Below are 26,630 nucleotides of genomic sequence, written 5' to 3'. Positions count from 1 at the left end.
CATGGCATACGAAGAAAAAACAGACTGGCTTCCGGACGACCCAATCAACGAAGATGACGTCAACCGCTGGGAAAAAGGAATAAAAGACGCCCACACCGATCTGGCTGCTCACAAAAACGACATGAACAACCCCCACAACACAACAAAGGCGCAAATCGGGCTGGGGAACGTGGATAATGTGCAGCAGGCGGCGAAGAAGGATTTTGACAAGCATGAGCAAGATCAGGTGCGGCATGTTACAAATAATGAACGAGTGATTTGGAATAATGCGCAGTTGTCAAAACTTACAAATGATGATGGTTCAGTCTTAATCAAAATTGGACAAGGTTATGATTTTCATAGTGTAGCAACAGCTCAAATGACAACCTTTACTTTCTATACATTAAAAGAAGGGATTAATACACCGCCTCAATCTACACGCGGCATTTATCTATATTCTTCCCCGACATATGGTGAAGCAATAGCTTTATCCGATGATAGAGGCTTATGGAGGAAGTCTTTAGTTGGTGGCACCTGGTCCGATTGGGTAAAGTATGAAACTGAAGAAGGCGCTCAAAAAAAGGTAAATAGCCATGAAGAAAAAGTTGAAATACACGTTACTCAGAAAGAAAAAGACAAATGGAATAAATCTCAATTAAGTAAGATATCAGGTGATGACGGTCAGCCTTTATTTAACTTAACAACTGATTTCCACACAGAGCTTCAAAATTACCCAACATTGACATATTTCTCATATGAAAAAACTGCAGCAAATGCCCCGCCTAGTGGAGGTCGAGGAATCTGGATGTGCAGTACTGGAAGGACATATGGGCATGTAATAGTAATGACAAATGATAATAGAACTTTTCGAAAATCATTGGCAAACAATGTGTGGACTGATTGGCTTGAATTAGAAACTACAGATGGAGCACAAAAGAAAGTTGATGAGCACGCAAAAAACTCTTATGTGCATATCACTTCTGCTGAAAGATCGAAATGGGATGCTGCTCAATTAACTAAATTAACCAGAGATGATGGGAAAAGAACTCGTATACCGGATAGTACAGATATACTCTCATTAACTACAGGTTTTTATTATGGTGCGGGAACTACCATGATTAATAGTCCTGCTGATGGCGATGGTTCTTGGTTCAATTATGATGTTATTGAAGGAGATTCTGGAAGAAAATCAATTTTTGCGTCCAGAAGTTATGATAATACGCTTTGGTTTGGATCAGTTCATACAGATGGTGTATTTAAAGGGTGGAATAAACTGGAGACGGAAACGGGATCTCAGAATAAAGCAGACAAAGCTCTTTCTGATGCAAAGTCTTTTGTGCAAGCTAACTACTCAAATGAAAAACTCACAGTTCTTACAGGAGTTAATGCTATTACAGATGCTAGGATAGGTGGAAACGACTATCCTAAAGGCATTACTATTATGGATATTGGTCAAGGAAATACTACTGGTTATCCCCTTGGTTATGGAATCGTGAAAAATGAGAAATATCATGACTATAGATTCACTCAATTTTTTTACGGTACTGGAAATGAATCAAATAGTTATTTTGATAGTACTGGAACATGGATTCGTCATTGGTGGAATGGTTCTGGGTGGACCGCATGGCAAAAGGTATCAGGGTTTGCACATGCGAATATAGGAACAACCGGGAAGCAACTTCTGATTAAAGGTGAAAAACAGAAAATTGGTTTTAATAGAAAGATAAAGGACAGTCATAATGCCTTTGACATTAATAATTGCCGGTTTATCTGTCCAAACAGCGGAATGTTTTTAGTCAATGCCGGTGTATATATTGAAAACGTTCAGAGATATGCCAACTATGAATTAGAGATTTACTTGAACGGAACGATTTATAAAAATATAGCACATTATAGAAATAGCCCTGCAAGCCCGTCTGATACCACAGATTTCAATGTAGGAGTATATGGAGCTGCCACTGTTCCAGCTGATAAGGGTGACTATATAGAGATGTATCTTTATGTGGGTTATGATGGTAATACTTCACGGTATATCACTGATAACTCAGGGTGGTATAACTACTTTGATATTACAGAAATCGGCGGAAGAAATTACCCGAGAGTTTAGGAGGTACCTTTATGATCTTATATGATGCCATTATGTACAAGTATCCAAACGCAGTATCGAGAAAGGATTTTGAATTGCGTAATGACGGGAACGGTTCATACATTGAGAAATGGAATCTCCGGGCCCCGTTGCCGACTCAGGCAGAACTCGAATCCTGGTGGGAGGAATCACAAAAAAATCCGCCGTATGAGCCGCCCGATCAGGTAGAGCTTCTCGCTCAGGAGTTGTCGCAGGAAAAGTTGGCACGTAAGCAGCTTGAAGAGCTGAACAAAACTTTGGGAAGCGAGCTGGCAGGTATTAAGCTTTCACTACTTTCTTTGAAAGGAGATTACTCTGAATGAATTATTGGGTGCTAGCCCTTTATTATGAGTGGGCGACAGCGGATATGGTAAAGCAAGCATTAGCATATAAAGACTGTTCAATTGAGGATCTGGCAGAGGGTGTGAACAAAAAGCTGATCACAGCTGACCAGTATAAAGAAATTACCGGTAAAGCCATGTAGTAAGGCTTTTTTATTTTGCCTGTTTTTAGATCAAAGGAGGATGAAGATGGTGAAGTATCAATATGAATTTCCTCTCGATAGGACTGGAAAAGCCGGCGCTGTAAAGCCCTATCGAGGAGGAAAAAATGATTTTGTGACACCTGTTTCGAATTTGTCAGGCGTAGCGGAGATTTTAACAAATGCTTCCTTAAAGGCGACTGAGGCATATAGTCAGCTCGGGCAGGACAGGCTTGGCGCAGTTCTGATTTCGAAAGTGAAGGGCTGGGCGTATGCAGATCGTGAAGGTACGCTCTTTATAGAAGAAAGCGACAACAACAATGTTTGGACAACGACAGCAGCAGTTAATGTCGCAGCAGGTGTCCTGACAGCGACGGACTGGGTATACCTTTCTAAACGCTATTACCGCTTCCGTTATGTGAACGGGAATCTTCAGCAATCTGAGTTTGTATTATACCAATCAGTCGGTGCGGGTGAGATGGATGTGCGTGTCAATGGAAAAACGCCTTTACAGATTGACTTTGCGGATAATCAAACACACGATGGACGGCTGAAAGTCGAGGCTCGCAAAATATTTGACTTTGTCTTTCATGAAAATGCAGAGTCCGCCGGCGAGGGGGCTGCCTTACCTGTTGACGGTGCCGCGCATTTACTCGTTGAAGTCTACGGCACAGCAGAAATGAGCGAAGTCAAATTTTGGGGCAAATCGGTGTCAGGACAGAAACTGCCGATCAGAGGCGTGAAAACTGATGATGCTACCACTGCCTCCAGTACATTAGGAAAAGCCGAGGCATGGGCCTTTGATATTAAAGGGTTTAAGGAGATTATCATGGAGATTAACAGTATCACCGGCGGTACTCTTTCGGTAAAAGGGACCGCGGTTTCATAACAGTCTCGGCCCTCGGAAGGGAGGTGATCTGCATGTGAAGGAGGAGTGAGAGATGCAGCAAGAGGCAGATGTGAATGTGTTTCAGCAAGATTTATTAGACATGAAAGGCGAGCACAAAGCACTTGAGCAGAGGGTTTCTGCATTAGAACGCGTGTCTGACCGGCAAGACCAGCAAATCATGACGCTGAACGAAAAATTAAACAAAATTGAAGAAAACACCACGTGGATTAAACGCACCATCACAGGTGCCATCATTACAGCAGTGTCTACAGGCATCATTGGCGGAGCCATCGCCATTATGTACAGCCTGCTGCAGCATTAAAGGGGGATTTTCATGAACACGTTTGACAAGGGCACGGTCATCAGGACGGTGCTTCTTTTAATTGCTTTAATCAACCAGACCATGCTGATGCTCGGCAAATCACCATTGGACATTCAGGAGGAGCAGGTCAATCAGCTCGCTGACGCCCTTTATTCAGCCGGTTCCATTGCATTTACAATTGGAACGACACTTGCCGCTTGGTTTAAAAACAACTATATAACAGAAAAAGGGAAAAAACAGCGCGACTTGTTAAGGGACAATAATCTGACGAAATAAGGAGAGATGAAAATGGTTAACATTATTCAAGACTTTATTCCGGTTGGCGCAAATAACCGTCCAGGCTACGCAATGACGCCGCTCTACATTACGGTGCACAATACAGCGAATACCGCAGTAGGGGCAGATGCTGCAGCGCATGCCCGCTATTTGAAAAATCCTGATACGACGACAAGCTGGCATTTTACAGTTGATGATACAGAAATTTATCAGCATCTGCCTTTGAATGAAAACGGCTGGCATGCGGGAGACGGAAATGGCAGTGGCAACCGGGCTTCTATCGGAATTGAAATTTGCGAAAATGCCGATGGCGATTTTGAAAAAGCAACAGCAAATGCCCAGTGGCTCATCAAAACATTAATGGCTGAACAAAATATCAGTCTCGCCAATGTCGTCCCTCATAAGTATTGGTCAGGGAAGGAATGTCCGCGAAAATTGTTAGATACGTGGGATTCGTTCAAAGCAGGAATTGGGGGAGGCGGCAGCCAAACTTACGTCGTGAAACAGGGCGACACGCTCACATCCATAGCGAGAGCATTTGGTGTTACGGTTGCTCAGCTGCAAGAGTGGAACAATATCGAAGACCCGAATCTTATTCGCGTTGGTCAAGTATTAATTGTAAGTGCTCCATCGTCCACTGAAGAACCCGAGCTCTATCCGCTCCCTGATGGTATCATTCAATTGACAACACCTTATACCTCAGGAGAACACGTCTTTCAGGTGCAACGAGCACTTGCGGCTCTGTATTTTTACCCTGATAAAGGCGCTGTCAACAACGGAATTGACGGCATTTACGGCCCGAAAACAGCTGACGCAGTCGCGCGTTTTCAGTCTGTTAACGGCCTGACTGCCGACGGTATTTACGGACCTGCGACGAAAGCGAAGATCGCAGCGCAATTAAGCTGATCACAGACCACAAAAATCCCGGAGCTGGTTCCGGGATTTATTTTTTCTTCTTCAACTTTTTAATAATTCCAGCACTGCGCTCCCTCACCCGAAGCGAGTACCCGGAAAGCCCAAACCTTCCGTAATCAACAAACTTCACACGCCTCACCAATTTTTTCACTGTATCACCTGACATTATCCTCTGTTTGTATTTATTATATGTAACCCTTTAAGAAAAGGAATAAGGACAAGAGCTGTTTTCCCTTGTCCTTTTAGTGTGATCATGCTTTTTTTCGTTTATACTCGTCAATCAGCCGTTCGTTTTCTTTGAAGATTCTTGCTGTATGCGGACTGACTTGATAGCTTGCGACACTGGTGGTTGAACGTTTTTTCAGGATTTTAAACGGCTTCGCCGCTCTGGGCTCGCATCTGTTTTGAAACGCACGTTCCATTATCCTTCACCTTCCTCCTCAATTGGCAGCACCAAATCATATATGCTCGTTAATGACGTAAATAGCAAATAATCAAATTCCGTGACAATGCTGTCAGACGTCAGCTTGATGACATAGTTCTGTGTCTCGATGGTAAAAGGGATGAGAACCACTTTTCCGTATTGGTCGTAATAAACATCCTTTCGATCGAGCCGTGTTTGTACATCTGCCGGATCATCCATATGCTCGGTTAACCGGTCTTTATCAGCCTGTGTCGAATAGTGGCAAAGAGAGGCCGTTAAGTTCATTTTATCAGCATAGGTTTTCAGCAGCTTATCAATACCTTCAGCATAAGCATCTATACTTCCATAATAAACATGGATCGGTTCGTTTTTCAATAGGTATTGGTATGTTTTCAGCCGATTGAGGTACATGTGGAGCATTTCGTTGTTTTCTTCAAGAATTTCTCTTGTGTCTGTTTCAAGCTCGCTGCCGGCCAGTTTTTTGACGTATGCACTTAAGAAGATAAAAGCATCAATCAAAGCAAAACTGACTGCGACAATGAGATACCGTTCCCAGTGGGTAAATAGGGAAGTGGGCTCATATGTCCAGTATACCATAGCGCCCAGAACAAACAGCAAATACCAAGTTTTCCGGATGGCGGACATTTTTTCTTTGACCTTCGCTTCGAAACGCCACGTGGCATACACGTATAACCCCAGTCCGGCCACGATGCACCAGACCATGATCTGAAAGAATAAAACCATATTCGAATCCCTCACATCTGAAATAGGTTCTGCTTATTGTATTCGAGAGATCCGGATGGTTTTCCTGTTCCATCAAAAAAACCGCTCCTTTGACAGAAGCGGTGTGACATTAAAATATCATATTTAAAATAAAGTAGGCGATGGCACCAAGTGTCGCTGAAATAGGAAGCGTGATGACCCATGTAATGAGCATTCGCTTGGCCGTACCCCAGTTTACGCCTTTTACGCGGTGGGACGCACCGACGCCAAGAATTGATGAAGAAATGACGTGGGTTGTACTGACCGGCAAATGAATAAACGTGGCGCCGAAAATAATGGCTGCTCCGGTTAAGTCAGCGGAAACACCGTTTACCGGACGGATTTTCATGATCTTTCCGCCAACGGTTTTGATGATTTTCCAGCCGCCGATTGATGTTCCGAGACCCATGGCTGTCGCGCAGGCGAATTGCACCCAGGTAGGAATATCATTAGCAGAAGTATGTAAATTCGCTGTGATGAGAGCCATTGTGATAATTCCCATTGCTTTTTGCGCATCGTTTGTTCCGTGTGTATACGATTGCAGGGCAGCTGTTACAATCTGCACTCTGCGGAATTGCTTATTCGTTTTCGCCAAGTTGCTGTCTTTGAAAATCAGCTTAACGATGCTATAAAGAATAAAACCAAGGACAAAGGCAATAATTGGTGATAGAATCAGTGCTTCAATGATTTTAATGAAGCCCTTATAGTTTAACGCTGTAAATCCGGCTGCCGCAATGGCTGCACCGGCAATAGCGCCGATGATGGCATGGGATGAGCTGCTTGGGATACCGTAGTACCATGTGATAAGGTTCCAGGCAATTGCAGCGAGTAGCGCAGCCAAAATGACAACAGAGCCATTTTCCAGCGTATAAGGATCTACGATGTCTTTCGTAATGGTTTTGGCAACACCTGTAAACGTCATTGCTCCGATAAAGTTCATCACAGCCGCCAATATAATGGCATGGCGCGGTTTCAACGCTTTTGTTGATACTGAAGTCGCAATTGCGTTTGCCGTATCATGAAACCCGTTGATGAAATCAAACGCCAGAGCACAAATGACTATTAGTATCGTTAATATTAATAGAATATCCATTTTTACCCCTCGTTACGCGTTTTTCATAATGATGGTTTCAAGATTATTGGCAACACTTTGACAAGAGTCGGCGATTTCTTCAAGCGTTTCGTAAATTTCACGATATTGAATGACTTTGATTGGGTCTGTTTCATTTCCGAAAAGATTCTTTAATGATTTTCTGTGCAAGTTGTCACAGCTGTGCTCATACTCTTTTATTTTGATTGCGTGAGGCTGAATATCCTTTAAGCGATTTTCTGCCAGCAGCTCGATCGTAATCAAAATCTCTTTCGCGCATTCTCTGATGTATCCGCTGAATTTATCGATATGCTCGTCTGATGAAGTAATTGAGAAAATCTCCATCATGGCAGAGAAATGTTCGATTCCGTCAAGCACATCATCCAAGCTGTTTGTCAGCTGAAGGATATCTTCGCGCTCAATAGGAGTGATGAACGCTTTGTTAAGCTCTTTAATCATGACATGAACATGATTGTCACCTTTTGTTTCATATTCCTTTAACGTATCTGCAAATTCTTTAAGAGTCGTTTGGTTAGTGACCTTAAAATTCACAAAATATTCTGCAGTTTCGTCTATGTTCTTTGCAATTTCTGTTAAAAGGAGTGAGAACTTATCTTTTTTTCTTCTTATCATTAAAAACCCTCCATAGTTTGAATGAACAATGCACACATCAAATTATTATATAGCCTTTTGTCGAAAAAAAACAGGTAAAGTCGAAAAAAACGTATCTTGACTTTTTTGATAAATCGTGTCTCCTTATTTTGACCTACTTCGCTTTAAAAAAACGACCCAAGTTTGCAAAAACTTTCTGCTTAACGTAAAAAGTATATCAAAAGTTGTGTTTTTCCTGTCAACTTTTATCTTCTGTTTCACCAAAAAACGGTTCCCTAAACAAGGGAACCGTTTTATCAGCTTGCTTTTCGTTTTTTCATCCCGTAATAGACAGGCAGTCCGGCAAGGCCGATGAGGATGGATAATCCGCAGCTCATTGTATCTGTAATGAGTGTGCTGCCTAACACAAAGAAGGAGCCCGCGATTGCCAGAATTGGCATAAATGGATAAAGCGGAACACTGTAGGCGCGCTTTTTTCCCTTTGCTCGCTTGCGGAGAATAAACACTGCAAAAAAGGCCATCACATAAAAGATGTAGATCATGAAAATGGAGATTTCTGAGAGCTTATCAGGGTTGCTGATCAGCATCATAATCAAAGCTAAAGCAATTTGAAAAGAAATTGCAATCCATGGTGTGCGGAACGACGGGTGTACATGTGACAGTTTTTCAGCAAATGGAAGCTGTTTGCGTTCCGCCATTGCAAATGAAACACGCGGGAAAGAAAGCACCTTTCCATTTAAGCACCCAAAGATGCTGACGATAATCCCTACACTGATCAGCTTTCCACCAATTGACCCGAACAGCATGGTTGCCGCGGTGCTTGTCGCATTTTCACCAAGCGTGACTATTTCGTTCGCTGACAGGATGTGGAGCAATGCAAAATTAATGAAAATATAGATCGCCGTTACAATTAATAATCCGCCCGTCATAGCGCGTGGCAGCAGCTTTTCGGGATTTTTCATTTCTCCGCCGAGAGCGGCAAGGAGAATCCATCCGTCATAAGCAAACAACGTAGCTAAAATAGCCGCCCCGAAGTTCATATCGGAAATGCTTTCGTTTACTGCTGTGAAGATGTGCTGATCGCCTTTCCAAAGGCCAAAGATGATGATGCAGGCAATCGGAATCAGTTTTCCGATCGTTGTCAGCGTTTGGACAAAACCGCCATATTTTGTACCAATAATATTAATGACGCATAAAAAGAGAACTGCTATGATTCCAATGACTTTTGATAGTCCAGATCCCCAGCCGAAAAGATTCGCCATTAAAGATCCAAAATATAAACCCAGCGCGCCGATAATCGCCGGACCGTAAATGATAATCTGCACCCAGCCGCACAAAAATCCCCAAAACTCGCCGTACACTTCTTCAAGGTACGTATAAAGCCCGCCGGTTTTTGGAATCTGCGTTCCGATTTCCGCGATTGTCAAACCGCCCGCCAGTGTTAAAATACCGCCTAACAGCCAGGCGAAAAGCGCCGTTTTTGAATCACCTGAATAAGCAAGCACAGCGCCGGGCTTCATAAAAACACCAGAACCGATAATGGTTCCGATGACAAGAGTAAGGGCAAACAAGAGGCCTATCTCTTTTTTCAAACCGTTGTCTTCAGTATGCATGTCCTTAACCTCCTAGGATGTTGAAGCTTCATGTTGAAGAATCTATTTTTTCATATTGTAAACCCTATTTTAGAAAAGTGAAATAAAATAAATTTTCTGATTTTCGAAATTTGCTTTGTGTACAGCAGATAAAACTGTGGAAACACCTGTTTTAACAATCTATAAACGAATAAAATTCATGATGTTTATTTGTAAAGTTCGTGTTTTCTGTATTAGGATTTTAGCCAGTACAGAGGGGAGATGAGAATTCAGAAAATGAACGAACCTTCGGTGAAGCTGATATGTTGACTTTCTCATGCGAATAAAATACTTTGTTATTAGAACAATAAATATACAATTATGATATGATATCTCGAAATCGAGATAAAATAACCTGGAGGGACAGCATATGAAAGTTAACGGCATTCACCACGTATCGGCATTAACGGCCGACGCACAAAAAAACTTGGATTTCTATAAGAAAGTATTAGGATTAAAGCTCGTCAAAAAATCCGTCAATCAGGATGAACCGACAATGTACCATCTGTTCTACGGAGATGAAGTGGCAAACCCGGGAACTGAGCTGACGTTTTTCGAGATTCCCCGCATTGCACCGTTTCATGCGGGAACAAACAGTATTTCTTCTATTGGTTTGCGCGTCCCAAGCACAGAAGCCCTGCATTACTGGAAAGAACGTTTTGAAGAGCAGCAAGTAACGCACAGCGGCATCTCCAAAAGAGCCGGACGTGACATATTGGCATTTCAAGATCATGAAGGGCAGCGACTTGTGCTGACTGCTGATGAGGAAGGAAAAGGATATGGCCTGCCTGTTAAACAGAGCGGCATACCGGAAGAATTTTCGTTTCGCGGGTTAGGGCCGGTTGAACTGACTGTGCCATATGCTGAACCAACCTTACACGTATTGACGAATATTCTTGGATTTACAGAAATCAGCCGTGAACCAGTCGAAGGGCAAGGAACCGCCGTTATTCTGGAATCAGGAGAAGGCGGTGCTGCAACGGAAATCCATTTAATAGAAAGAAACGATCTTCCGCGCGAGCGTCAAGGCAAAGGGAGTGTTCACCACGTCGCATTTCGGGTAAGAGATGAAGAAGAACTTGCCGGGTGGCACCGGATCATCAGCCGTGAAGGCTTTAGCAATTCAGGCATAGTTGAGCGCTACTATTTCAAGGCGCTGTATTTCAGAGAACCGAACGGCATTTTGTTCGAGTTATCAACAGACGGACCGGGCTTTATGGTAGATGAAAATCTTGATGAGCTTGGCCAAACGATCGCTCTTCCGCCGTATCTTGAGCATCGAAGAGCTGAAATTGAAGCAAAATTGAAACCGATCCAGTAAATTGTGATTCATTTGCCTTCCGGCGTGCCGGAAGGCTTTTTTATTTTGGGAAAACGCATCGCCGATTACGATTTGGAGAAAGGGCTTGAAACCAGCTGTATATAGGATGATTGGCATGAAATGGCCTCGGCAAAAATATTGTCTTTGTTTATTAATAGTTTATTCATATTTGCTTGTTACACTATTTCAAAGTTAGACAAAAAGGAGTGAAAAATAAGTGGAAAAGAAAAAACGCGAGCTGGATATTTTCCTCATCCTCATTTTGCTCGCATCTGCATTCTTAAATATCTATAACATCTGGAATGATGATACGGTGAATCCTTATTACACCGCGGCAGTTACAAGTATGATGCAAAGCTTTCATAATTTCTTTTATGCTTCGTTCGATGCTGCCGGCTTTATAACAGTGGATAAACCGCCTGTTACATACCAAATCCAAACGATCAGCGCACTGATATTCGGTATGCACGGGTGGAGCGTCATTCTGCCTCAGGCATTGGCGGGTGTAGGTTCAGTCCTTCTTATGTACTTGCTGATAAAGCCGACATTCGGAAAAACGGCGGCGCGTATTGCCTCATTTGTTATGGCATGTACGCCGATAGCTGTAGCTGTAGCACGTACAAACAATGTTGATGCATTACTGGTATTTTTCTTATTGCTTGCTACATGGCTTCTCTTTAAAGCGATCAGAACAGGAAAGCTGATCTGGCTGTTAGCGGCATTTTTCGTTGTTGGGGTAGGTTTCAATACAAAAATGCTGCAGGCTTACATGATTTTACCGGCCTTCCTATTGTTCTATTTGATTGCGGCAAATGCCGCGGTGAAGAAAAAAATCATTTCGCTGGTAAGTGCGTTAGCCGTATTAGCAGCCGTTTCGTTATCGTGGCCGCTCATTGTCGACAATATCCCTGCAAGCAAGCGGCCTTATATCGGAAGCAGCCAAACCAACTCTGTTTTGGAATTGGCTTTCGGCTATAACGGAATCCAGCGGCTGACAGGCCAAAATTCAGGCGGCGGCCAGGGTGCGCCAAACAAAGACGCTTCAAAAGAAATGTCTTCTTCTGATAACACTCAAGCACCGCCTAATCAGTCATCAAGCAGCAGCTCATCAAGCGATGGTAAATCCTCAAATGGCAATATGACGGCACCTCCATCCAATGGCCAAATGCCAAGCGGAGGAGAAATGCCAAGCGGCGGTCAAGGAGGCCCTCCAAGCGGCGGAGATGGCGGCCAAGGCGGACCCGGCGGAGACGGAGGGAAAGGCGGTACAGGAACCGGTTCGAAAATGCAATCAGGTTCAGGGATGTTTGGAACGGGAACACCTGGTCCACTGCGGCTTTTCCAACAAGAGTTATCTGATCAAATCAGCTGGCTTCTGCCATTTGCGATATTTGGAATCGCAGGCTTACTGATCGCTGGCGCAAGAGAAAGAAGAAGATTATCTATAGAGCAGAAGGAAACGGTGTTCTGGGTTGCGTGGCTTGTACCGATTGCCGGATTCTTCAGTGTCGCAGAATTTTTCCATCATTATTATCTCATCATGCTGGCACCGCCGATTGCGGCTCTTGTCGGTGCGGGATGGGTTGCTCTTGTTCATCTGTACCGCAATCAGACAGGCTGGAAAGCATGGCTTTTGCCGGGAGCAATTATTGCGACAACTGGATTTGAATTGTTTATTCTCAGAAACTACAACGATCAAATCGGTGCAGGCTGGAGCATCGGTGTAGGTGTTATCGGCGTGTTGTCAGCAATTGCTTTGCTGCTGTTAAAACAGCGCCAAAAACCGTTCAGTTATTATGTTTCACTTGCAGCTCTCCTCGCATTGCTGGTGATGCCGATTTATTGGGCAAGTACACCACTTCTGTACGGAGGCAACAGCTCACTGCCTGAAACAGGCCCTCAGCTCGCATCAATGAGCGGAAAAGGCATGGGAATGTCTGATGCGACTGTAAATGAAAAACAGATCAAATATCTAGAGGAGAATAACTCCGGAGCTGAATACCTATTCGCCACAACCGATTCGAACACAGCGGCACCATATATCATTAAAACGAAAAAAGCTGTCATGGCTATTGGCGGATTCAGCGGTTCTGACCCGGCTATCACGCTGACTCAATTCAAAAAGCTTGTAAAAGAAGGAAAAGTGAAATACTTCTTGGCTTCTGGAATGGGAAGAGGCGGAAACAATGACATTGTTGAATGGGTTGAGAAAAATGGAAAAGAAGTAGCATCAGAAAAATGGCAATCAAGTTCTGATCAAAAAACAGAAAATACTGATTCAGCTGATACATCAAGCAGCAAGGCTTCAGGTAAAAACGGAAAAATGGGCGGACCTGGCGGAATGAATCAGTCAGCAACATTATACGAACTACATGCTGATGAATAGGAGGCAAAAACATGAGCAGACATATTCAATATTCAATTGTTGTACCTGTGTATAATGAAGAGCTTGTCATTCATGAAACCTATCAGCGCTTAAAAGAGGTCATGGATCAAACGAAGGAAAACTACGAGCTGCTTTTTGTCAACGATGGCAGCAAAGACCGCAGTATTGAGATTTTAAGAGAGCACAGCCTGATCGATCCGAGAGTGAAAATTATTGATTTTTCAAGGAATTTTGGACACCAGATCGCCATTACGGCGGGTATGGACTATGCACAGGGGAATGCAATCGTCGTCATTGACGCCGATTTGCAGGACCCTCCTGAACTGATTTTAGATATGATTGAAAAGTGGAAGGAAGGCTATGAGGTCGTGTACGCCGTGCGGACTAAACGAAAAGGGGAAACCTTTTTCAAAAAACAAACCGCGGCTATGTTTTACCGGCTTCTCAGCGGTATGACAGATATTGATATCCCGATTGATACGGGGGATTTTCGTCTCATGGACAGAAAAGTCTGTGATGAAATGAAGAGATTAAAAGAAAAAAATCCATTTGTCAGAGGGCTAGTCAGCTGGGTGGGCTTTAAACAGACAGCGGTCGAGTATGTACGTGATGAAAGGCTTGCCGGAGAAACAAAGTACCCGCTCAAGAAAATGCTGAAGCTGTCAATGGACGGCATCACGACATTTTCACATAAACCGCTGAAGCTGGCAAGCTATGCGGGGATTTTAATGTCAGGTGCTGGATTTCTGTATATGTTTATCGTGCTGTATCTGAAGCTATTCACAGACAGCACGATTACCGGCTGGTCATCACTTATTGTGATCCAGCTCCTGTTCAGCGGCATTGTCCTTCTGATTTTGGGCGTGATCGGCGAATATATCGGCAGAATCTACGATGAAGCCAAAGACAGGCCGCTTTACATCGTCCAAAAATCGTATGGAATTGAAAATAAAAGACTCTATAGAGACCAGCATATGTCATAACCTTAAACCCCCTGTCCGTTACGGACAGGGGGTTTTTATGCTCTGCGCACGATCTAAAGCAAAAGATGCTGATAGATATATGGAAATTGGGTAAAGAAGAGATTGTGAGCTTGTACTGCGGTTCAGTCATGCCGAAATAAAAACAGCAAAACTTAAAGATTTCGTCATCGGCTTTGCTGCATGTCAGCTGTTAGATTGGGGGGCTTTTAAGAAACGCATGATTAGAGCCGTACCAGTTATGTTTAATAGAATACTGGTACCCAATACAATTCCCCACGTCAACGTCGATTCAGATAGAAGAAAGCCCAGCAAAAGAAAAGCCAATCCTGCGCAGATCATACTCAGTCCCACGGTTTTCATGTTCATGCCTCCTGGCAAACGATGTTTCTAGCGTCTGATGAGAATGATGTCAATCTGTATGATATACGGATATCTCGTCAGAAAGTTTCATAGAACAATTAGGTCTTTTATCTAATAAAAAGCCTCAGACCGCTTTTGCGGCCTGAGGCATTATGTCTTACGAAGTTTTCTCTTCTTTTTGATCAAGTTTAATTTTTTTCGTCATTTCTTTGCCGTTTCGGAGAATTTTCACTTCAACGGTATCACCGATCTTTGCGTCTTTATATAAGATATTGCGCAATTCACTGCCTGTATCAATTTCTTTACCTTTTAGGCCGATGATAATATCCTCCGCTTTTAATCCGGCCTTTTCAGCAGGAGAGCCTGAAGCGACCTCACGGATGTAAACACCTTTATTCAGCTGGCTGCCGAACAGGCCGAGTGTGCCTTCTTGGTAATTTTGCGGCACTTGTTCCAGATCAAGCATGCTGACACCGATATATGGACGTTCAATTTGTCCTTTAGAAAGCAGTTCTTCAGCAATCGGTTTTACGTCATTGCTTGGAATGGCAAATCCGATACCCTCAACATCATCCTCACTGATTTTCATACTGTTAATGCCGACAATTTTGCCGTCTGTATTTAACAAAGGACCGCCGCTGTTACCTGGATTAATTGCTGCGTCTGTCTGAATGACGTTAATGCTCGTTTCGCCGGCTGATGTAGACATTGAAACCGTTCTGTCCACGCCGCTAACAATTCCTTGTGTTACTGTGCGGGACAGATCTTTTCCAAGCGGATCCCCAATCGCAATAACGGTCTCGCCTGTTCTGAGATCAGATGAATCACCGAAGTTTGCCACTTTTGTGACGTGGTCATCACTGATTTGGAGGACGGCTAAATCAGTTAACGAGTCACTGCCTACCAGCTTTGCAGTAACCTCAGTGCCGTCATATAAAGATACCTTCAGTGATGATGCCCCTTCTACGACATGGTTATTTGTAATGATATAAGCCTTGCCATTCTCTTTTTTGAAAATGACACCTGACCCTGAACCGCTTTCTGTATCTTCGCTGGAATTAGAAGAACTAGAGCCGAACAAAGAGCTGTTTGATTGTGCCTGAAGATTTGTAATGCCGACAATCGCTGGTGAAAGGTCTTCTACCATATCTGAGATTTTAGAAGAGTCCTCGCTCTTGAATGCAGATGAGCTGCTTGAGCTTGATGAGCTTTTTTTAGATTCAGAGGAGGTGCTTGTTGCTGTAACAGATTGCGTTTGCTGCTGGCTGGATGATTGTTTTGCAGTGTCCTGAGAATCATGGTCGCCAAGCGGTGTAAACGTGTAAATGCCAAGGGCAAGACTGCCGCCGATCACTCCGCCAAGCAACGGTCTGAACCATCCGAATCCTCGTTTTTTCTTCTCCTGATCATGAATGACATTGCGGGCCGAGTAGGAGGTGCTCTGATCGTTCTCTTTCGTTAAAAAGACCTCATTCTCATTACCTTTCGTTCTGTTTTCATCACGATAGTTATCCATCATGTTCACTCCGTTTCTCTATTTTCACATGTCTATTTATATTGATAGGTTTATGACTTGAGTTTATCATAAACAAAAACTGTGGGATAAAAATGAAAAGATTATGGGAAATTGTGAAAAAGTGCGGAAAACGGTACACTTCATATTGTATATGAAAGGACTGAGTCGATGGAACAGATTGGATTGATTGGATATGGCAGCATGGCGGATATGATCGCCAGACAGCTGTTGAAACATGAACAAATAAAAGAGAATGAGCTATTTATTGAGACGAGAACGAAGGGGGAGCGGCTGCGGGCACTCCTGTCAGATTATCCAAACGTATCGGCTGATCCGTTGGAGAATTGGGCAAATACGTGCCAATTGATTTTGATATGCGTCCCGCCGCTCCATGTCATCGAAACAATGCGCCGTCTGCACCCGTATGTGAACAGAAATACTCACATCGTATCCATAGCTGCCGGTGTGCCGCTGCGTCTTTTGGAGGCAGAAACAGAAGCCGGTGTATCACGTGTTATTCCTGCCATTACGTCCGAAGCAGAAGCGGGCATCTCACTTGTCGTTCACAGTGAAGCACTGGCTGCGGAGAAGAAAGAGCATCTGAATGAATTGTTATCGGTTTTCAGCCGTGTACGAGAAATCAAAGAATCGAATGTTGATGCGGCCAGCAATTTAACGAGCTCGGCACCGGGATTCATAGCGGCAATCTTCGAAGAGCTGGCACTGTCTGCGGTCAGAAACAGCAGCTTGTCCAAAGAAGAAGCCTTTGATTTTCTGATTCATTCGTTATACGGAACTGGCAAGCTGCTGATCGAAAAAAATATGTCTTTCGAGGAGACGCTGGAACGTGTCGCAACCAAAGGCGGAATAACGGGAGAGGGGGCTGAGGTGATACGCGCCTCTGTGCCTGACGTTTTTGATGAGGTGTTTGAAAGAACCCTGAAAAAATATGAACTGCTTACAGAACAGGTTGGTAAACAGACATGAATCCTTGAAAGAGGATTCTTTTTTTATCACTGAATGGTTGAGATTTTCCCCAGTTATATTGCATTTTTCCTCTTTTTTTAATATAATTTGTTAGAATATTCATAATTTAGTAAAAAAGGAGGAGCTCTATGAAATTGTACATGTCAGTAGATATGGAAGGTATTTCGGGTCTTCCGGACGATACCTTTGTGGATTCCGGCAAGCGGAATTATGAACGCGGACGGCTTATCATGACTGAAGAAGCAAACTACTGTATTGCTGAAGCGTTTAACAGCGGGTGTACCGAGGTGCTGGTCAATGACAGTCATTCGAAGATGAATAATCTGATGGTTGAAAAGCTTCACCCTGAAGCAGACTTGATTTCTGGTGACGTCAAACCATTTTCAATGGTGGAGGGACTGGATGATACGTTTACAGGCGCTTTGTTTCTCGGTTATCATGCGAGAGCCTCGACTCCCGGTGTCATGTCACACAGCATGATTTTCGGCGTCCGTCATTTTTACATAAACGATCGGCCTGTCGGTGAGCTTGGATTAAATGCATACGTTGCCGGTTATTATGATGTCCCGGTATTAATGGTAGCCGGGGATGACCGGGCGGCGAAGGAAGCGGAAGAGCTTATCCCGAACGTGACGACAGCCGCAGTCAAACAAACCATTTCAAGATCCGCAGTGAAGTGCTTGTCCCCTGCGAAAGCCGGACGGCTGTTGACAGAAAAAACCGCGTTTGCCCTGCAAAACAAGGACAAAGTCAAGCCGCTCACCCCGCCTGACAGGCCGGTTCTGAGCATTGAATTCGCCAATTATGGCCAAGCAGAATGGGCGAATCTGATGCCGGGAACGGAAATCAAGACGGGAACTACAACCGTTCAATTTCAGGCGAAGGACATGCTTGAAGCCTATCAGGCGATGCTTGTCATGACTGAGCTTGCGATGCGGACATCATTCTGCTAAAGGGGTGTTTTAGGCTTTGGCGCGATACATGATAAAGCGTTTTTGGGCAATGGCAGCTACGATTTTGGTGATTACCACCCTGACTTTTGTTCTCATGAAGGTCATTCCCGGATCTCCTTTTAACGAGGAGAGAGGCACAAATGAAGCCGTTCAAAAAAATCTCGAAGCCTACTATCACTTAGACGATCCTCTCATTTTCCAATACATTTTCTACTTAAAATCCATCATTACATTCGATTTCGGACCTTCAATAAAAAAACCGTCGGACAGCGTAAATGATATGCTGGAACGCGGATTTCCCGTTTCCTTTGAGCTTGGGATGACAGCGATTGTCATTGCTGTGATTTCTGGGCTGGTGCTGGGCGTAATCGCTGCACTCCGCCGCAATGGCTTTTTGGACTACGCTGCGATGAGTCTTGCAGTACTCGGCATCTCCATCCCGAATTTTATTCTGGCAACATTGCTCATTCAGCAATTTGCTGTCAATCTCAAACTATTTCCCGCTGCGACATGGACGAGCCCGATTCATATGGTGCTTCCGACCGCAGCGCTTGCTGTAGGGCCAATGGCGATCATTGCCAGGCTGACACGCTCGAGCATGGTTGAAGTTCTGACACAGGATTATATCCGCACAGCAAAAGCAAAAGGGCTTTCTCCGTTCAAAATTATCGTAAAACACGCACTCAGAAATGCACTCATGCCCGTCATTACCGTTCTGGGCACACTCGTCGCCAGCATCTTAACAGGAAGCTTTGTCATTGAAAAAATCTTTGCCATTCCGGGAATGGGAAAATATTTTGTTGAAAGCATTAATCAGCGGGACTACCCCGTGATTATGGGAACGACCGTTTTTTACAGCGTCATTCTGATTATCATGCTGTTTTTGGTCGATTTGGCCTACGGTCTCTTAGACCCGCGCATTAAACTGCATAAGAAAGGGTGAAGCGTGTGAATCTCCCTGTACAAACGGATGAACGCCAGCCAGAACAGCACAATCAGGTGCCTGATGAGTGGTTTGTCTCGAATCAGGAAAAAAATCGGGAAGTTGATTCGGTCAAGCGGCCGAGTTTATCATACACGCAGGATGCCTGGAGGAGGCTGAAAAAAAATAAATTAGCGATGGCCGGACTCTTTATTCTTTTATTTCTTTTTGTCATGGCAGTTATCGGGCCCTTTTTATCGCCCCATAGTGTCGTACGCCAATCGCTGACAGAACAAAATCTTCCGCCCTCAGCCGATCATTGGTTCGGCACCGATGAACTCGGCCGGGATGTGTTTACCCGAACATGGTATGGCGCGAGAATCTCGTTGTTTGTCGGCGTGATGGCAGCACTGATTGATTTTTTGATCGGTGTCATTTACGGAGGCGTTGCCGGCTATAAAGGCGGCAGGATTGACAGCATTATGATGCGGATTATCGAAGTGCTGTACGGCCTGCCGTACCTGCTTGTTGTCATTTTGCTGATGGTGCTCATGGGACCGGGACTGGGCACTATTATTGTGGCGCTGACTGTGACCGGGTGGGTCGGCATGGCGAGAATTGTAAGAGGCCAGGTGCTTCAGATTAAAAATTATGAATATGTACTCGCCTCGAAAACCTTTGGTGCGAAAACCTTTCGCATCATCCGAAAGAATTTGCTGCCGAATACTATGGGAGCGATCATCGTACAAATGACATTAACCGTACCTGCCGCCATATTCGCAGAATCATTTTTAAGCTTTCTCGGCCTCGGCATACAGGCTCCGTTTGCAAGTTGGGGCGTGATGGCGAATGACGGCCTGCCTACGATTTTATCTGGGCATTGGTGGCGCCTGTTTTTTCCGGCCTTTTTCATATCTCTGACGATGTACGCGTTTAATGTGCTGGGGGACGGATTGCAGGATGCGCTTGACCCTAAGCTGAGGAGGTAGCTGTATGGAAAAAGTTCTGTCAGTCCAAAATCTGCACGTGTCTTTTACGACTTACGGCGGGACGGTTCAGGCGGTCAGAGGGGTGAGCTTTGATTTGTATCAAGGAGAAACCTTTGCGATCGTCGGCGAATCCGGCTGCGGCAAAAGCGTTACCTCCCAAAGCATCATGGGCCTGCTTCCGCCTTATTCGGCGAAGGTGACAGACGGCAGCATTCTATTTAAAAACAAAGACCTTTGCCGTCTCTCTGACAAAGAAATGAGAGGTATCAGGGGAGCCGACATTTCTATGATTTTTCAAGACCCGATGACGGCGTTAAACCCTACGCTGACTGTCGGCGACCAGCTGGGGGAAGCGCTATTGCGCCACAAAAAAATGAGCAAAAAAGCGGCGCGGAAAGAGGTGCTTTCCATGCTGTCATTGGTTGGTATTCCAGATCCCGAAGAGCGCCTAAAGCAATATCCCCACCAATTCAGCGGCGGCATGAGACAGCGGATTGTCATTGCGATGGCGCTGATTTGCGAGCCTGACATCTTAATTGCGGATGAACCGACCACCGCCCTAGATGTAACCATTCAGGCACAGATTTTAGAGCTGTTTAAAGAGATTCAGAGAAAAACGAATGTGTCTGTCATTCTGATTACACATGATTTAGGGGTCGTTGCCCAGGTAGCTGACAGAGTCGCAGTCATGTATGCCGGGAAAATCGCGGAAATCGGCACGAGAAAAGATATTTTTTATCAGCCGCAGCACCCTTATACAAAAGGACTGCTGGCTTCTGTTCCGCGGCTGGATTTAGATGGCGCTGAGCTGATCCCAATCGACGGAACGCCGCCGGATTTATTTTCGCCTCCGCCGGGCTGCCCGTTTGCCGCCCGCTGTCCGAACAGGATGGTTGTGTGTGACAGGGTGTACCCGGGCCAGACGATCAGATCTGACTCGCACACCGTCAACTGCTGGCTGCAGGATCAACGAGCAGAGCATGCGGTGCTGTCAGGGGATGCGAAGGATTGAACATAAAAAGGGGGAAGAGGATGAAACGAGTGAAAAAGCTATGGGGCATGGGTCTTGCATTAGGACTTTCGTTTGCGCTGATGGGGTGCACAGCAAATGAACAGGCCGGAAAAGAAGGCAGTCATGATAAGGCAAAAACCAGCGGAGAAAAGGTGCTGTATGTAAATAATGAAAATGAACCGACTTCATTCGATCCGCCGATCGGCTTTAATAATGTGTCATGGCAGCCGTTAAATAACATCATGGAGGGGCTGACGCGTCTTGGCAAAGATCATGAGCCCGAGCCGGCAATGGCGGAGAAGTGGTCTGTTTCGAAAGATAATAAAACTTACACATTTACGATTCGGGAAAATGCGAAATGGACAAACGGAGATCCTGTAACAGCCGGAGACTTCGAATACGCGTGGAAGCGGATGCTTGATCCGAAAAAAGGCGCTTCATCGGCATTCCTAGGTTATTTTATTGAAGGCGGCGAAGCATATAACAGCGGGAAAGGGAAAAAAGATGATGTGAAGGTGACGGCAAAGGATGATCGAACCCTTGAAGTTACACTGGAAGCACCGCAAAAATATTTTCTGAGCGTTGTGTCCAATCCTGCGTATTTTCCGGTAAATGAAAAGGTCGATAAAGACAATCCAAAGTGGTTTGCTGAGGCGGATACATTTGTCGGAAACGGCCCGTTTAAGCTGACGGAATGGAAGCATGATGACAGCATCACAATGGAGAAAAGCGACACGTATTGGGATAAAGATACAGTGAAGCTTGATAAGGTGAAATGGGCGATGGTCAGTGACAGAAATACAGATTACCAGATGTTTCAATCAGGGGAACTTGATACCGCTTATGTCCCTGCTGAGCTGAGTGATCAGCTGCTTGATCAGGATAACGTCAATATTGTTGACCAGGCGGGTCTCTATTTCTATCGATTTAATGTCAACATGGAGCCGTTTCAAAATGAAAACATCAGAAAAGCCTTTGCGATGGCTGTGGATCAAGAGGAAATTGTAAAGTATGTCACGAAAAATAATGAAAAACCGGCGCGTGCCTTTGTATCGCCTGGGTTTACGCAGCCTGACGGCAAAGATTTCCGTGAAGCAGGCGGAGACCTGATCAAGCCTAACGAAAGCAAAGCGAAGCAGCTGCTCGAAAAGGGCATGAAGGAAGAAAACTATAATAAGCTTCCTGCGATCACGCTTACTTACAGCACAAAGCCGGAGCATAAAAAGATTGCCGAAGCTATTCAGCAAAAATTGAAAAATAGCCTTGGAGTCGATGTAAAGCTGGCCAATATGGAATGGAACGTATTTTTAGAGGATCAAAAAGCGCTGAAATTCCAATTCTCTCAAAGCTCATTTTTGCCTGATTACGCGGACCCTATCAGTTTTCTGGAAGCCTTTCAAACGGGAAATTCGATGAACCGCACAGGCTGGGCCAATAAAGAATACGATCAGCTGATCAAACAGGCGAAAAATGAAGCCGATGAAAAAACACGGTTCTCTCTTATGCATCAAGCTGAAGAGCTGCTCATCAATGAAGCGCCGATCATTCCGGTTTATTTTTATAATCAGGTTCACCTGCAAAATGAACAAGTAAAAGGAATTGTCCGTCACCCTGTCGGCTATATCGATTTAAAATGGGCAGATAAAAACTGATGGCGGTGATTGAGGAAATACTGCTTCTTTATGCGAAGGAGCGGTATTTTTTCTCTTTCTTGCACGTATACGTAGGGTGCAGAGCAAATGAAAGGAGTGTTTTCGTTGAATTACAAGCCGAAAGCGCTGAAAAAGGGTGATACAGTCGGAGTGATCGCGCCCGCAAGTCCGCCGGATCCAAAAAAGCTTGACACCGCGCTTTTATTTTTAGAAGAGCTCGGTCTTCAGGTAAAGCTGGGCAAGGCGCTGAAAAACCAGCACGGCTATTTAGCGGGACAGGATGATGAGCGGCTGGCGGATCTCCATGAGATGTTCAGAGACGAGGAGGTAAAAGCAGTGTTGTGCGCATGCGGGGGTTTTGGGACAGGACGTATCGCCGCGGGCATTGATTTCAGCTTGATCCGCAAACACCCTAAAATCTTTTGGGGATACAGCGATATTACGTTTTTACATACTGCCATTCATCAAAACACAGGTCTTGTCACCTTCCATGGCCCAATGCTCAGCTCGGATATTGGCTTTGACGACGTTCACCCGCTGACAAAAGCGTCATATAAGCAGCTCTTCCAGGAGACGGAATTCACCTATACAGAAGAGCTTTCTCCGCTGACCACGCTTGTTCCTGGAAAAGCGGAAGGCGAGCTTGTCGGGGGAAATCTGTCTTTGCTGACGTCTACACTGGGCACGCCATTTGAAATTGATACGAGAGGAAAGCTTCTGTTTATTGAAGATATTGACGAGGAGCCTTATCAAATCGACCGGATGCTGAATCAGCTGAAAATGGCGGGGAAGCTGACGGACGCTGCGGGAATTCTAGTTTGTGATTTTCACAATTGTGTCCCGGTGAAGCGAGAGAAGTCTCTCTCGCTTGAGCAAGTGCTGGAAGACTATATTATTTCTGCGGGCAGGCCTGCTCTGAGAGGATTTAAAATCGGCCACTGCTCGCCAAGTATTGCCGTTCCGATCGGTGCGAAAGCTGCTATGAATACAGCAGAAAAAACAGTCGTAATAGAGGCAGGCGTTTCAGAAGGGGCGCTGAAGACATGAAAATCATTCGAATCGAAACAAGCCGAATCGCTGTCCCGCTGACAAAGCCGTTTAAAACCGCGCTTCGCACTGTGTATACGGCTGAATCAGTCATAGTAAGGATTACTTATGACAGCGGTGCAGTCGGATGGGGAGAAGCACCCCCGACGTTAGTGATTACAGGAGACAGCATGGATAGCATTGAAAGTGCCATCCACCATGTGTTGAAGCCGGCATTGCTTGGAAAAAGCCTGTCCGGCTGTGAGGCCATTCTGCACGACATCCAGCATCTTCTTACAGGAAATATGAGCGCGAAGGCTGCTGTAGAAATGGCGCTATACGACGGCTGGGCGCAGATGTGCGGGCTGCCGCTTTATCAAATGCTTGGCGGATATCGAGATACGCTGGAAACAGATTATACCGTCAGTGTCAACTCACCTGAAGAGATGGCAGCTGATGCCGAGAATTATCTCAAACAAGGCTTTCAAACGCTGAAAATAAAGGTCGGAAAAGATGATATTGCAACAGATATTGCCCGTATCCAGGAAATCAGAAAACGTGTCGGATCAGCTGTGAAACTGCGTTTAGACGCTAATCAGGGGTGGACGCCGAAGGAAGCGGTAACTGCCATTCGGAAAATGGAGGATGCGGGTCTAGGCATTGAGCTTGTCGAGCAGCCTGTCCATAAAGATGATCTCGCTGGGCTTAAAAAGGTGACAGATGCAACAGATACGCCGATTATGGCTGATGAAAGTGTTTTTACACCGCGCCAGGCGTTCGAAGTTCTGCAAACCCGGAGCGCAGACTTGATCAATATTAAATTGATGAAAGCGGGCGGCATCAGCGGAGCAGAGAAAATTAATGCCATGGCGGAGGCCTGCGGGGTGGAGTGTATGGTCGGCAGCATGATCGAAACGAAGCTGGGCATTACGGCCGCGGCGCATTTTGCGGCAAGCAAGAGAAACATCACACGCTTTGATTTTGACGCGCCGCTGATGCTGAAAACAGATGTATTCAAAGGCGGCATAACATATAGCGGCAGCACGATTTCGATGCCTGGCAAACCGGGCCTCGGAATCACCGGGACTGCGCTTTTGAAAGGGGAAAAAGAGCAATGATGCACACTGTCATATCAGCAGTGGCCAACATCTGGACAGCGCCTGATTCACCGCGTCCGTCTGATCAATTCATGCTTCAACCGACTGTAAGGATCAGAGACTGGCTGGAGCGCATGACGTATGATGAACGGCTTGGATTATGTACAGACAATGTAATCCAAACTCAGGTTCTTTTTGGCGAAAAGGTACTTGTGATGGCAGAACAGGGGGAATGGGTTTCTGTGATCGTGCCTAGCCAGCCAACCCGAAAGGATCCGCGCGGATACCCAGGCTGGATGAAAAAGAACCAGCTGGAAAAATCTATGCCCATCCATTCACAACACGATGTGATGATCAGCAAACCTGCTGCCTTTTTGTACAAAAGCAATGGAGAAAAGGAGATCGAATTGAGCTTTTTGACGGTTCTCCCCTTCATTGCAAAAGAAAACGGATATTTTAAGGTTTCGACTGTTTTGGGAGAAAGGTTTGTGAAGCAAAGTGATACAGTGCCTGTCAGCCAACAGAAAGGGACTGATGAAGACATCATTCAAACGGGTGCGTTTTTCCTTGGCCTTCCCTACCTGTGGGGAGGGATCAGCGGGTTTGGGTTTGATTGCTCCGGATTTATGTACAGTATATTTAAGGCAAATGGATATAGCATCCCCCGTGATGCGGGAGATCAGGCTAAGGCGGGGAAGGGTGTCGCGCTTGATGATATGAAAGCCGGTGACCTGCTGTTTTTTGCTTATGAGGAAGGAAAAGGAGCGATTCATCACGTCGGTCTCTCCGTTGGCGGCGGGAAAATGCTTCATTCTCCAAAGACAGGAAAATCAATCGAAATCATTACATTAAAAGAGACAATCTATGAAAAAGAACTTTGTGCGGTGCGCCGCTGTTTTTCAGAATAAGGAGGGAGACAAATGACGCCACTGCCTTTGTTAGAGGTCAGCCAGCTGAAAATGCATTTTGACGCAGGGAAAAAGCGGACAGTCAAAGCCGTCGACGGGGTCACCTTTCAGATTCGTGAAGGAGAAACGTTCGGGCTAGTCGGGGAATCAGGGTGCGGGAAATCAACCTTGGGGAGAGTGCTGATGCGCCTTTATCAGCCGACAGAAGGAAGCGTGACATACCGCGGCACAAATCTTCATGCACTGAGTGAAAAAGAGCAGTTTGCCTTCAACCGCAAACTGCAGATGATTTTTCAGGACCCTTATGCTTCACTTAACCCGCGCATGACCGTTCGAGAAATTATTTTGGAGCCGATGGAGATTCACAATCTCTACAATACCCATAAAGCGCGGCTTCTCGTCGTGGACGAGCTGCTTGAGGCAGTTGGGCTTCACCCCGATTTTGGCAGCCGTTATCCGCATGAATTCAGCGGCGGGCAAAGGCAAAGAATCGGGATTGCGAGAGCACTGTCGCTGAATCCTGAATTTATCGTGGCAGACGAACCGATTTCTGCACTTGATGTCTCTGTTCAAGCGCAGGTGGTCAACCTGCTGAAGCGGCTTCAAAAAGAGAAAGGGCTTACGTTTTTATTCATTGCCCATGATCTTTCGATGGTGAAGCATATCAGTGACAGGATCGGTGTTATGTACTTAGGACACATGATGGAAATTACAGAGAGCGGCACCTTGTATCGTGAACCGCTCCATCCCTATACAAAGGCGCTTTTGTCCTCGATTCCGATTCCAGATCCTGAATTGGAGGACAAGCGTGAGCGTATTCTCTTAAAAGGAGAGCTGCCGAGCCCGGTCAATCCGCCAAGCGGCTGCGTGTTTCGTACCCGCTGTCCGGAGGCGATGCCTGAATGTGGAGAATCTCGTCCCCAGCTTCAAGAAATCGAACCCGGCCGTTTTGTCGCTTGCCATTTGTATCGAAATGCTGAAACGAAGGAAAAAGTGAGATAAATAAAAAGAG

Annotated in this window: 28 protein-coding genes and 2 pseudogenes; 22 read left to right on the top strand and 8 right to left on the bottom strand. The window is 45.2% G+C overall.

Annotated features, from left to right (window positions below):
- Position 1: 1 nt before the first annotated feature.
- The 8 genes and pseudogenes from NYE22_RS15355 to NYE22_RS15320 form a co-directional block, all read left to right on the top strand.
- Positions 2-265, top strand: a pseudogene (locus tag NYE22_RS15355) (terminase); the annotation flags it as partial.
- 93 nt (positions 266-358) lie between these two features.
- The gene (locus NYE22_RS15350; RefSeq protein ID WP_250620363.1) at positions 359-2,086 is read left to right on the top strand and encodes a terminase; all 1,728 of its coding nucleotides are present in this window, start codon (positions 359-361) and stop codon (positions 2,084-2,086) included.
- Between the two features lie 11 nt (positions 2,087-2,097).
- Positions 2,098-2,427 carry an XkdW family protein gene (locus NYE22_RS15345; protein ID WP_032725528.1) on the top strand — a complete coding sequence of 110 codons (330 nt, stop codon included), beginning with the start codon at positions 2,098-2,100 and terminating at the stop codon, positions 2,425-2,427.
- A complete protein-coding gene (locus NYE22_RS15340; RefSeq protein WP_014479563.1) occupies positions 2,424-2,588 on the top strand; it encodes an XkdX family protein in 165 nt (54 codons plus the stop codon). The genes NYE22_RS15345 and NYE22_RS15340 overlap by 4 nt, the downstream gene beginning before the upstream one ends.
- A gap of 46 nt (positions 2,589-2,634) precedes the next feature.
- Positions 2,635-3,474, top strand: a complete 840-nt coding sequence (xepA, locus tag NYE22_RS15335; RefSeq protein WP_124073160.1) for a phage-like element PBSX protein XepA — start codon at positions 2,635-2,637, stop codon at positions 3,472-3,474.
- A gap of 52 nt (positions 3,475-3,526) precedes the next feature.
- Entirely contained in the window at positions 3,527-3,796 is a 270-nt protein-coding gene (locus NYE22_RS15330; protein WP_014479565.1) for a hemolysin XhlA family protein, read from the top strand.
- 12 nt (positions 3,797-3,808) lie between these two features.
- A complete protein-coding gene (locus NYE22_RS15325; RefSeq protein WP_014479566.1) occupies positions 3,809-4,072 on the top strand; it encodes a phage holin in 264 nt (87 codons plus the stop codon).
- A 12-nt stretch (positions 4,073-4,084) separates the two neighbouring features.
- Positions 4,085-4,978, top strand: a complete 894-nt coding sequence (locus tag NYE22_RS15320) for an N-acetylmuramoyl-L-alanine amidase (RefSeq protein ID WP_015715742.1) — start codon at positions 4,085-4,087, stop codon at positions 4,976-4,978.
- A 37-nt stretch (positions 4,979-5,015) separates the two neighbouring features.
- Here NYE22_RS15320 and spoIISC read toward each other — a convergent pair whose 3' ends face one another.
- From spoIISC to steT, 6 genes are all read right to left on the bottom strand, one after another.
- Positions 5,016-5,153, bottom strand: coding sequence for a three component toxin-antitoxin-antitoxin system antitoxin SpoIISC (gene spoIISC / locus NYE22_RS15315; RefSeq protein WP_003232648.1), 138 nt, complete (start codon positions 5,151-5,153; stop codon positions 5,016-5,018).
- A gap of 85 nt (positions 5,154-5,238) precedes the next feature.
- The gene (gene spoIISB / locus NYE22_RS15310; protein ID WP_003232646.1) at positions 5,239-5,409 is read right to left on the bottom strand and encodes a three component toxin-antitoxin-antitoxin system antitoxin SpoIISB; all 171 of its coding nucleotides are present in this window, start codon (positions 5,407-5,409) and stop codon (positions 5,239-5,241) included.
- Positions 5,409-6,155 carry a toxin-antitoxin-antitoxin system toxin SpoIISA gene (gene spoIISA / locus NYE22_RS15305; RefSeq protein ID WP_003244695.1) on the bottom strand — a complete coding sequence of 249 codons (747 nt, stop codon included), beginning with the start codon at positions 6,153-6,155 and terminating at the stop codon, positions 5,409-5,411. The genes spoIISB and spoIISA overlap by 1 nt, the downstream gene beginning before the upstream one ends.
- A gap of 109 nt (positions 6,156-6,264) precedes the next feature.
- The gene (locus NYE22_RS15300; RefSeq protein WP_021479458.1) at positions 6,265-7,266 is read right to left on the bottom strand and encodes an inorganic phosphate transporter; all 1,002 of its coding nucleotides are present in this window, start codon (positions 7,264-7,266) and stop codon (positions 6,265-6,267) included.
- Positions 7,267-7,278: 12 nt separating this feature from the next.
- Positions 7,279-7,896 carry a DUF47 domain-containing protein gene (locus NYE22_RS15295; RefSeq protein ID WP_003218470.1) on the bottom strand — a complete coding sequence of 206 codons (618 nt, stop codon included), beginning with the start codon at positions 7,894-7,896 and terminating at the stop codon, positions 7,279-7,281.
- 275 nt (positions 7,897-8,171) lie between these two features.
- Positions 8,172-9,488 carry a serine/threonine exchanger gene (gene steT, locus NYE22_RS15290; RefSeq protein WP_015252262.1) on the bottom strand — a complete coding sequence of 439 codons (1,317 nt, stop codon included), beginning with the start codon at positions 9,486-9,488 and terminating at the stop codon, positions 8,172-8,174.
- 388 nt (positions 9,489-9,876) lie between these two features.
- Between steT and NYE22_RS15285 the strand changes: the two genes are divergently transcribed.
- The 4 genes and pseudogenes from NYE22_RS15285 (at position 9,877) to NYE22_RS15270 (ending at position 14,196) form a co-directional block, all read left to right on the top strand.
- On the top strand, positions 9,877-10,827 hold the full coding sequence (locus NYE22_RS15285; RefSeq protein WP_015252261.1) for a ring-cleaving dioxygenase: 951 nt from the start codon (positions 9,877-9,879) through the stop codon (positions 10,825-10,827).
- Positions 10,828-10,935: 108 nt separating this feature from the next.
- Positions 10,936-11,037 (top strand): annotated as a pseudogene (locus tag NYE22_RS15280) (hypothetical protein); the annotation flags it as partial.
- Positions 11,038-11,044: 7 nt separating this feature from the next.
- On the top strand, positions 11,045-13,213 hold the full coding sequence (locus NYE22_RS15275) for a glycosyltransferase family 39 protein (RefSeq protein ID WP_161985945.1): 2,169 nt from the start codon (positions 11,045-11,047) through the stop codon (positions 13,211-13,213).
- A gap of 11 nt (positions 13,214-13,224) precedes the next feature.
- The gene (locus NYE22_RS15270; protein WP_015715747.1) at positions 13,225-14,196 is read left to right on the top strand and encodes a glycosyltransferase family 2 protein; all 972 of its coding nucleotides are present in this window, start codon (positions 13,225-13,227) and stop codon (positions 14,194-14,196) included.
- A gap of 183 nt (positions 14,197-14,379) precedes the next feature.
- Here NYE22_RS15270 and NYE22_RS15265 read toward each other — a convergent pair whose 3' ends face one another.
- Together NYE22_RS15265 and htrA are read right to left on the bottom strand one after the other, a co-directional pair.
- On the bottom strand, positions 14,380-14,556 hold the full coding sequence (locus NYE22_RS15265; protein ID WP_166668692.1) for a hypothetical protein: 177 nt from the start codon (positions 14,554-14,556) through the stop codon (positions 14,380-14,382).
- A gap of 157 nt (positions 14,557-14,713) precedes the next feature.
- On the bottom strand, positions 14,714-16,072 hold the full coding sequence (gene htrA / locus NYE22_RS15260) for a serine protease HtrA (RefSeq protein WP_015715749.1): 1,359 nt from the start codon (positions 16,070-16,072) through the stop codon (positions 14,714-14,716).
- A 168-nt stretch (positions 16,073-16,240) separates the two neighbouring features.
- Between htrA and proG the strand changes: the two genes are divergently transcribed.
- From proG to NYE22_RS15210, 10 genes are all read left to right on the top strand, one after another.
- A complete protein-coding gene (gene proG / locus NYE22_RS15255; protein WP_133953372.1) occupies positions 16,241-17,059 on the top strand; it encodes a pyrroline-5-carboxylate reductase ProG in 819 nt (272 codons plus the stop codon).
- Between the two features lie 128 nt (positions 17,060-17,187).
- On the top strand, positions 17,188-18,012 hold the full coding sequence (gene dppA / locus NYE22_RS15250; protein WP_014479576.1) for a D-aminopeptidase DppA: 825 nt from the start codon (positions 17,188-17,190) through the stop codon (positions 18,010-18,012).
- 16 nt (positions 18,013-18,028) lie between these two features.
- A complete protein-coding gene (gene dppB / locus NYE22_RS15245) occupies positions 18,029-18,955 on the top strand; it encodes a dipeptide ABC transporter permease DppB (RefSeq protein ID WP_003245446.1) in 927 nt (308 codons plus the stop codon).
- Positions 18,956-18,960: 5 nt separating this feature from the next.
- Positions 18,961-19,923 (top strand): dipeptide ABC transporter permease DppC, encoded by a 963-nt coding sequence (gene dppC, locus NYE22_RS15240; RefSeq protein WP_133953370.1) that lies wholly within the window; start codon positions 18,961-18,963, stop codon positions 19,921-19,923.
- Positions 19,924-19,927: 4 nt separating this feature from the next.
- A complete protein-coding gene (gene dppD / locus NYE22_RS15235) occupies positions 19,928-20,935 on the top strand; it encodes a dipeptide ABC transporter ATP-binding subunit DppD (protein WP_015715751.1) in 1,008 nt (335 codons plus the stop codon).
- A gap of 2 nt (positions 20,936-20,937) precedes the next feature.
- Positions 20,938-22,587 (top strand): dipeptide ABC transporter substrate-binding protein DppE, encoded by a 1,650-nt coding sequence (gene dppE / locus NYE22_RS15230; RefSeq protein ID WP_072174130.1) that lies wholly within the window; start codon positions 20,938-20,940, stop codon positions 22,585-22,587.
- A gap of 87 nt (positions 22,588-22,674) precedes the next feature.
- A complete protein-coding gene (locus NYE22_RS15225) occupies positions 22,675-23,634 on the top strand; it encodes an LD-carboxypeptidase (protein WP_342411953.1) in 960 nt (319 codons plus the stop codon).
- Complete coding sequence (gene ykfB / locus NYE22_RS15220; RefSeq protein WP_160243995.1) at positions 23,631-24,731, top strand: L-Ala-D/L-Glu epimerase; 1,101 nt, start codon at positions 23,631-23,633, stop codon at positions 24,729-24,731. Before NYE22_RS15225 ends, ykfB begins: the two co-directional genes overlap by 4 nt.
- On the top strand, positions 24,728-25,618 hold the full coding sequence (gene eepC, locus NYE22_RS15215) for a gamma-D-glutamyl-L-lysine dipeptidyl-peptidase (protein WP_342411952.1): 891 nt from the start codon (positions 24,728-24,730) through the stop codon (positions 25,616-25,618). The genes ykfB and eepC overlap by 4 nt, the downstream gene beginning before the upstream one ends.
- Before the next feature lie 12 nt (positions 25,619-25,630).
- Entirely contained in the window at positions 25,631-26,620 is a 990-nt protein-coding gene (locus NYE22_RS15210; RefSeq protein WP_003232600.1) for an oligopeptide/dipeptide ABC transporter ATP-binding protein, read from the top strand.
- Positions 26,621-26,630 lie beyond the last annotated feature (10 nt).

It is taken from the genome of Bacillus sp. FSL K6-1560 (genome assembly GCF_038592935.1).
Classification (GTDB): Bacteria; Bacillota; Bacilli; order Bacillales; family Bacillaceae; genus Bacillus; species Bacillus subtilis.
The sequence above is the reverse complement of the archived record's forward strand: the minus strand, read 5'-3'. Positions and strand labels throughout refer to the sequence as shown.

What these genes read in the sequence shown, in the direction of transcription:
- NYE22_RS15350 (WP_250620363.1), top strand. Translation starts at nt 359, where the DNA reads ATGACAACCTTTACTTTCTATACATTAAAAGAAGGGATTAATACACCG.
- NYE22_RS15345 (WP_032725528.1), top strand. Translation starts at nt 2,098, where the DNA reads ATGATCTTATATGATGCCATTATGTACAAGTATCCAAACGCAGTATCG.
- NYE22_RS15340 (WP_014479563.1), top strand. Translation starts at nt 2,424, where the DNA reads ATGAATTATTGGGTGCTAGCCCTTTATTATGAGTGGGCGACAGCGGAT.
- xepA (WP_124073160.1), top strand. Translation starts at nt 2,635, where the DNA reads ATGGTGAAGTATCAATATGAATTTCCTCTCGATAGGACTGGAAAAGCC.
- NYE22_RS15330 (WP_014479565.1), top strand. Translation starts at nt 3,527, where the DNA reads ATGCAGCAAGAGGCAGATGTGAATGTGTTTCAGCAAGATTTATTAGAC.
- NYE22_RS15325 (WP_014479566.1), top strand. Translation starts at nt 3,809, where the DNA reads ATGAACACGTTTGACAAGGGCACGGTCATCAGGACGGTGCTTCTTTTA.
- NYE22_RS15320 (WP_015715742.1), top strand. Translation starts at nt 4,085, where the DNA reads ATGGTTAACATTATTCAAGACTTTATTCCGGTTGGCGCAAATAACCGT.
- spoIISC (WP_003232648.1), bottom strand. Translation starts at nt 5,153, where the DNA reads ATGTCAGGTGATACAGTGAAAAAATTGGTGAGGCGTGTGAAGTTTGTT.
- spoIISB (WP_003232646.1), bottom strand. Translation starts at nt 5,409, where the DNA reads ATGGAACGTGCGTTTCAAAACAGATGCGAGCCCAGAGCGGCGAAGCCG.
- spoIISA (WP_003244695.1), bottom strand. Translation starts at nt 6,155, where the DNA reads ATGGTTTTATTCTTTCAGATCATGGTCTGGTGCATCGTGGCCGGACTG.
- NYE22_RS15300 (WP_021479458.1), bottom strand. Translation starts at nt 7,266, where the DNA reads ATGGATATTCTATTAATATTAACGATACTAATAGTCATTTGTGCTCTG.
- NYE22_RS15295 (WP_003218470.1), bottom strand. Translation starts at nt 7,896, where the DNA reads ATGATAAGAAGAAAAAAAGATAAGTTCTCACTCCTTTTAACAGAAATT.
- steT (WP_015252262.1), bottom strand. Translation starts at nt 9,488, where the DNA reads ATGCATACTGAAGACAACGGTTTGAAAAAAGAGATAGGCCTCTTGTTT.
- NYE22_RS15285 (WP_015252261.1), top strand. Translation starts at nt 9,877, where the DNA reads ATGAAAGTTAACGGCATTCACCACGTATCGGCATTAACGGCCGACGCA.
- NYE22_RS15270 (WP_015715747.1), top strand. Translation starts at nt 13,225, where the DNA reads ATGAGCAGACATATTCAATATTCAATTGTTGTACCTGTGTATAATGAA.
- NYE22_RS15265 (WP_166668692.1), bottom strand. Translation starts at nt 14,556, where the DNA reads ATGAAAACCGTGGGACTGAGTATGATCTGCGCAGGATTGGCTTTTCTT.
- htrA (WP_015715749.1), bottom strand. Translation starts at nt 16,072, where the DNA reads ATGGATAACTATCGTGATGAAAACAGAACGAAAGGTAATGAGAATGAG.
- proG (WP_133953372.1), top strand. Translation starts at nt 16,241, where the DNA reads ATGGAACAGATTGGATTGATTGGATATGGCAGCATGGCGGATATGATC.
- dppA (WP_014479576.1), top strand. Translation starts at nt 17,188, where the DNA reads ATGAAATTGTACATGTCAGTAGATATGGAAGGTATTTCGGGTCTTCCG.
- dppD (WP_015715751.1), top strand. Translation starts at nt 19,928, where the DNA reads ATGGAAAAAGTTCTGTCAGTCCAAAATCTGCACGTGTCTTTTACGACT.
- NYE22_RS15225 (WP_342411953.1), top strand. Translation starts at nt 22,675, where the DNA reads ATGAAAGGAGTGTTTTCGTTGAATTACAAGCCGAAAGCGCTGAAAAAG.
- ykfB (WP_160243995.1), top strand. Translation starts at nt 23,631, where the DNA reads ATGAAAATCATTCGAATCGAAACAAGCCGAATCGCTGTCCCGCTGACA.
- eepC (WP_342411952.1), top strand. Translation starts at nt 24,728, where the DNA reads ATGATGCACACTGTCATATCAGCAGTGGCCAACATCTGGACAGCGCCT.
- NYE22_RS15210 (WP_003232600.1), top strand. Translation starts at nt 25,631, where the DNA reads ATGACGCCACTGCCTTTGTTAGAGGTCAGCCAGCTGAAAATGCATTTT.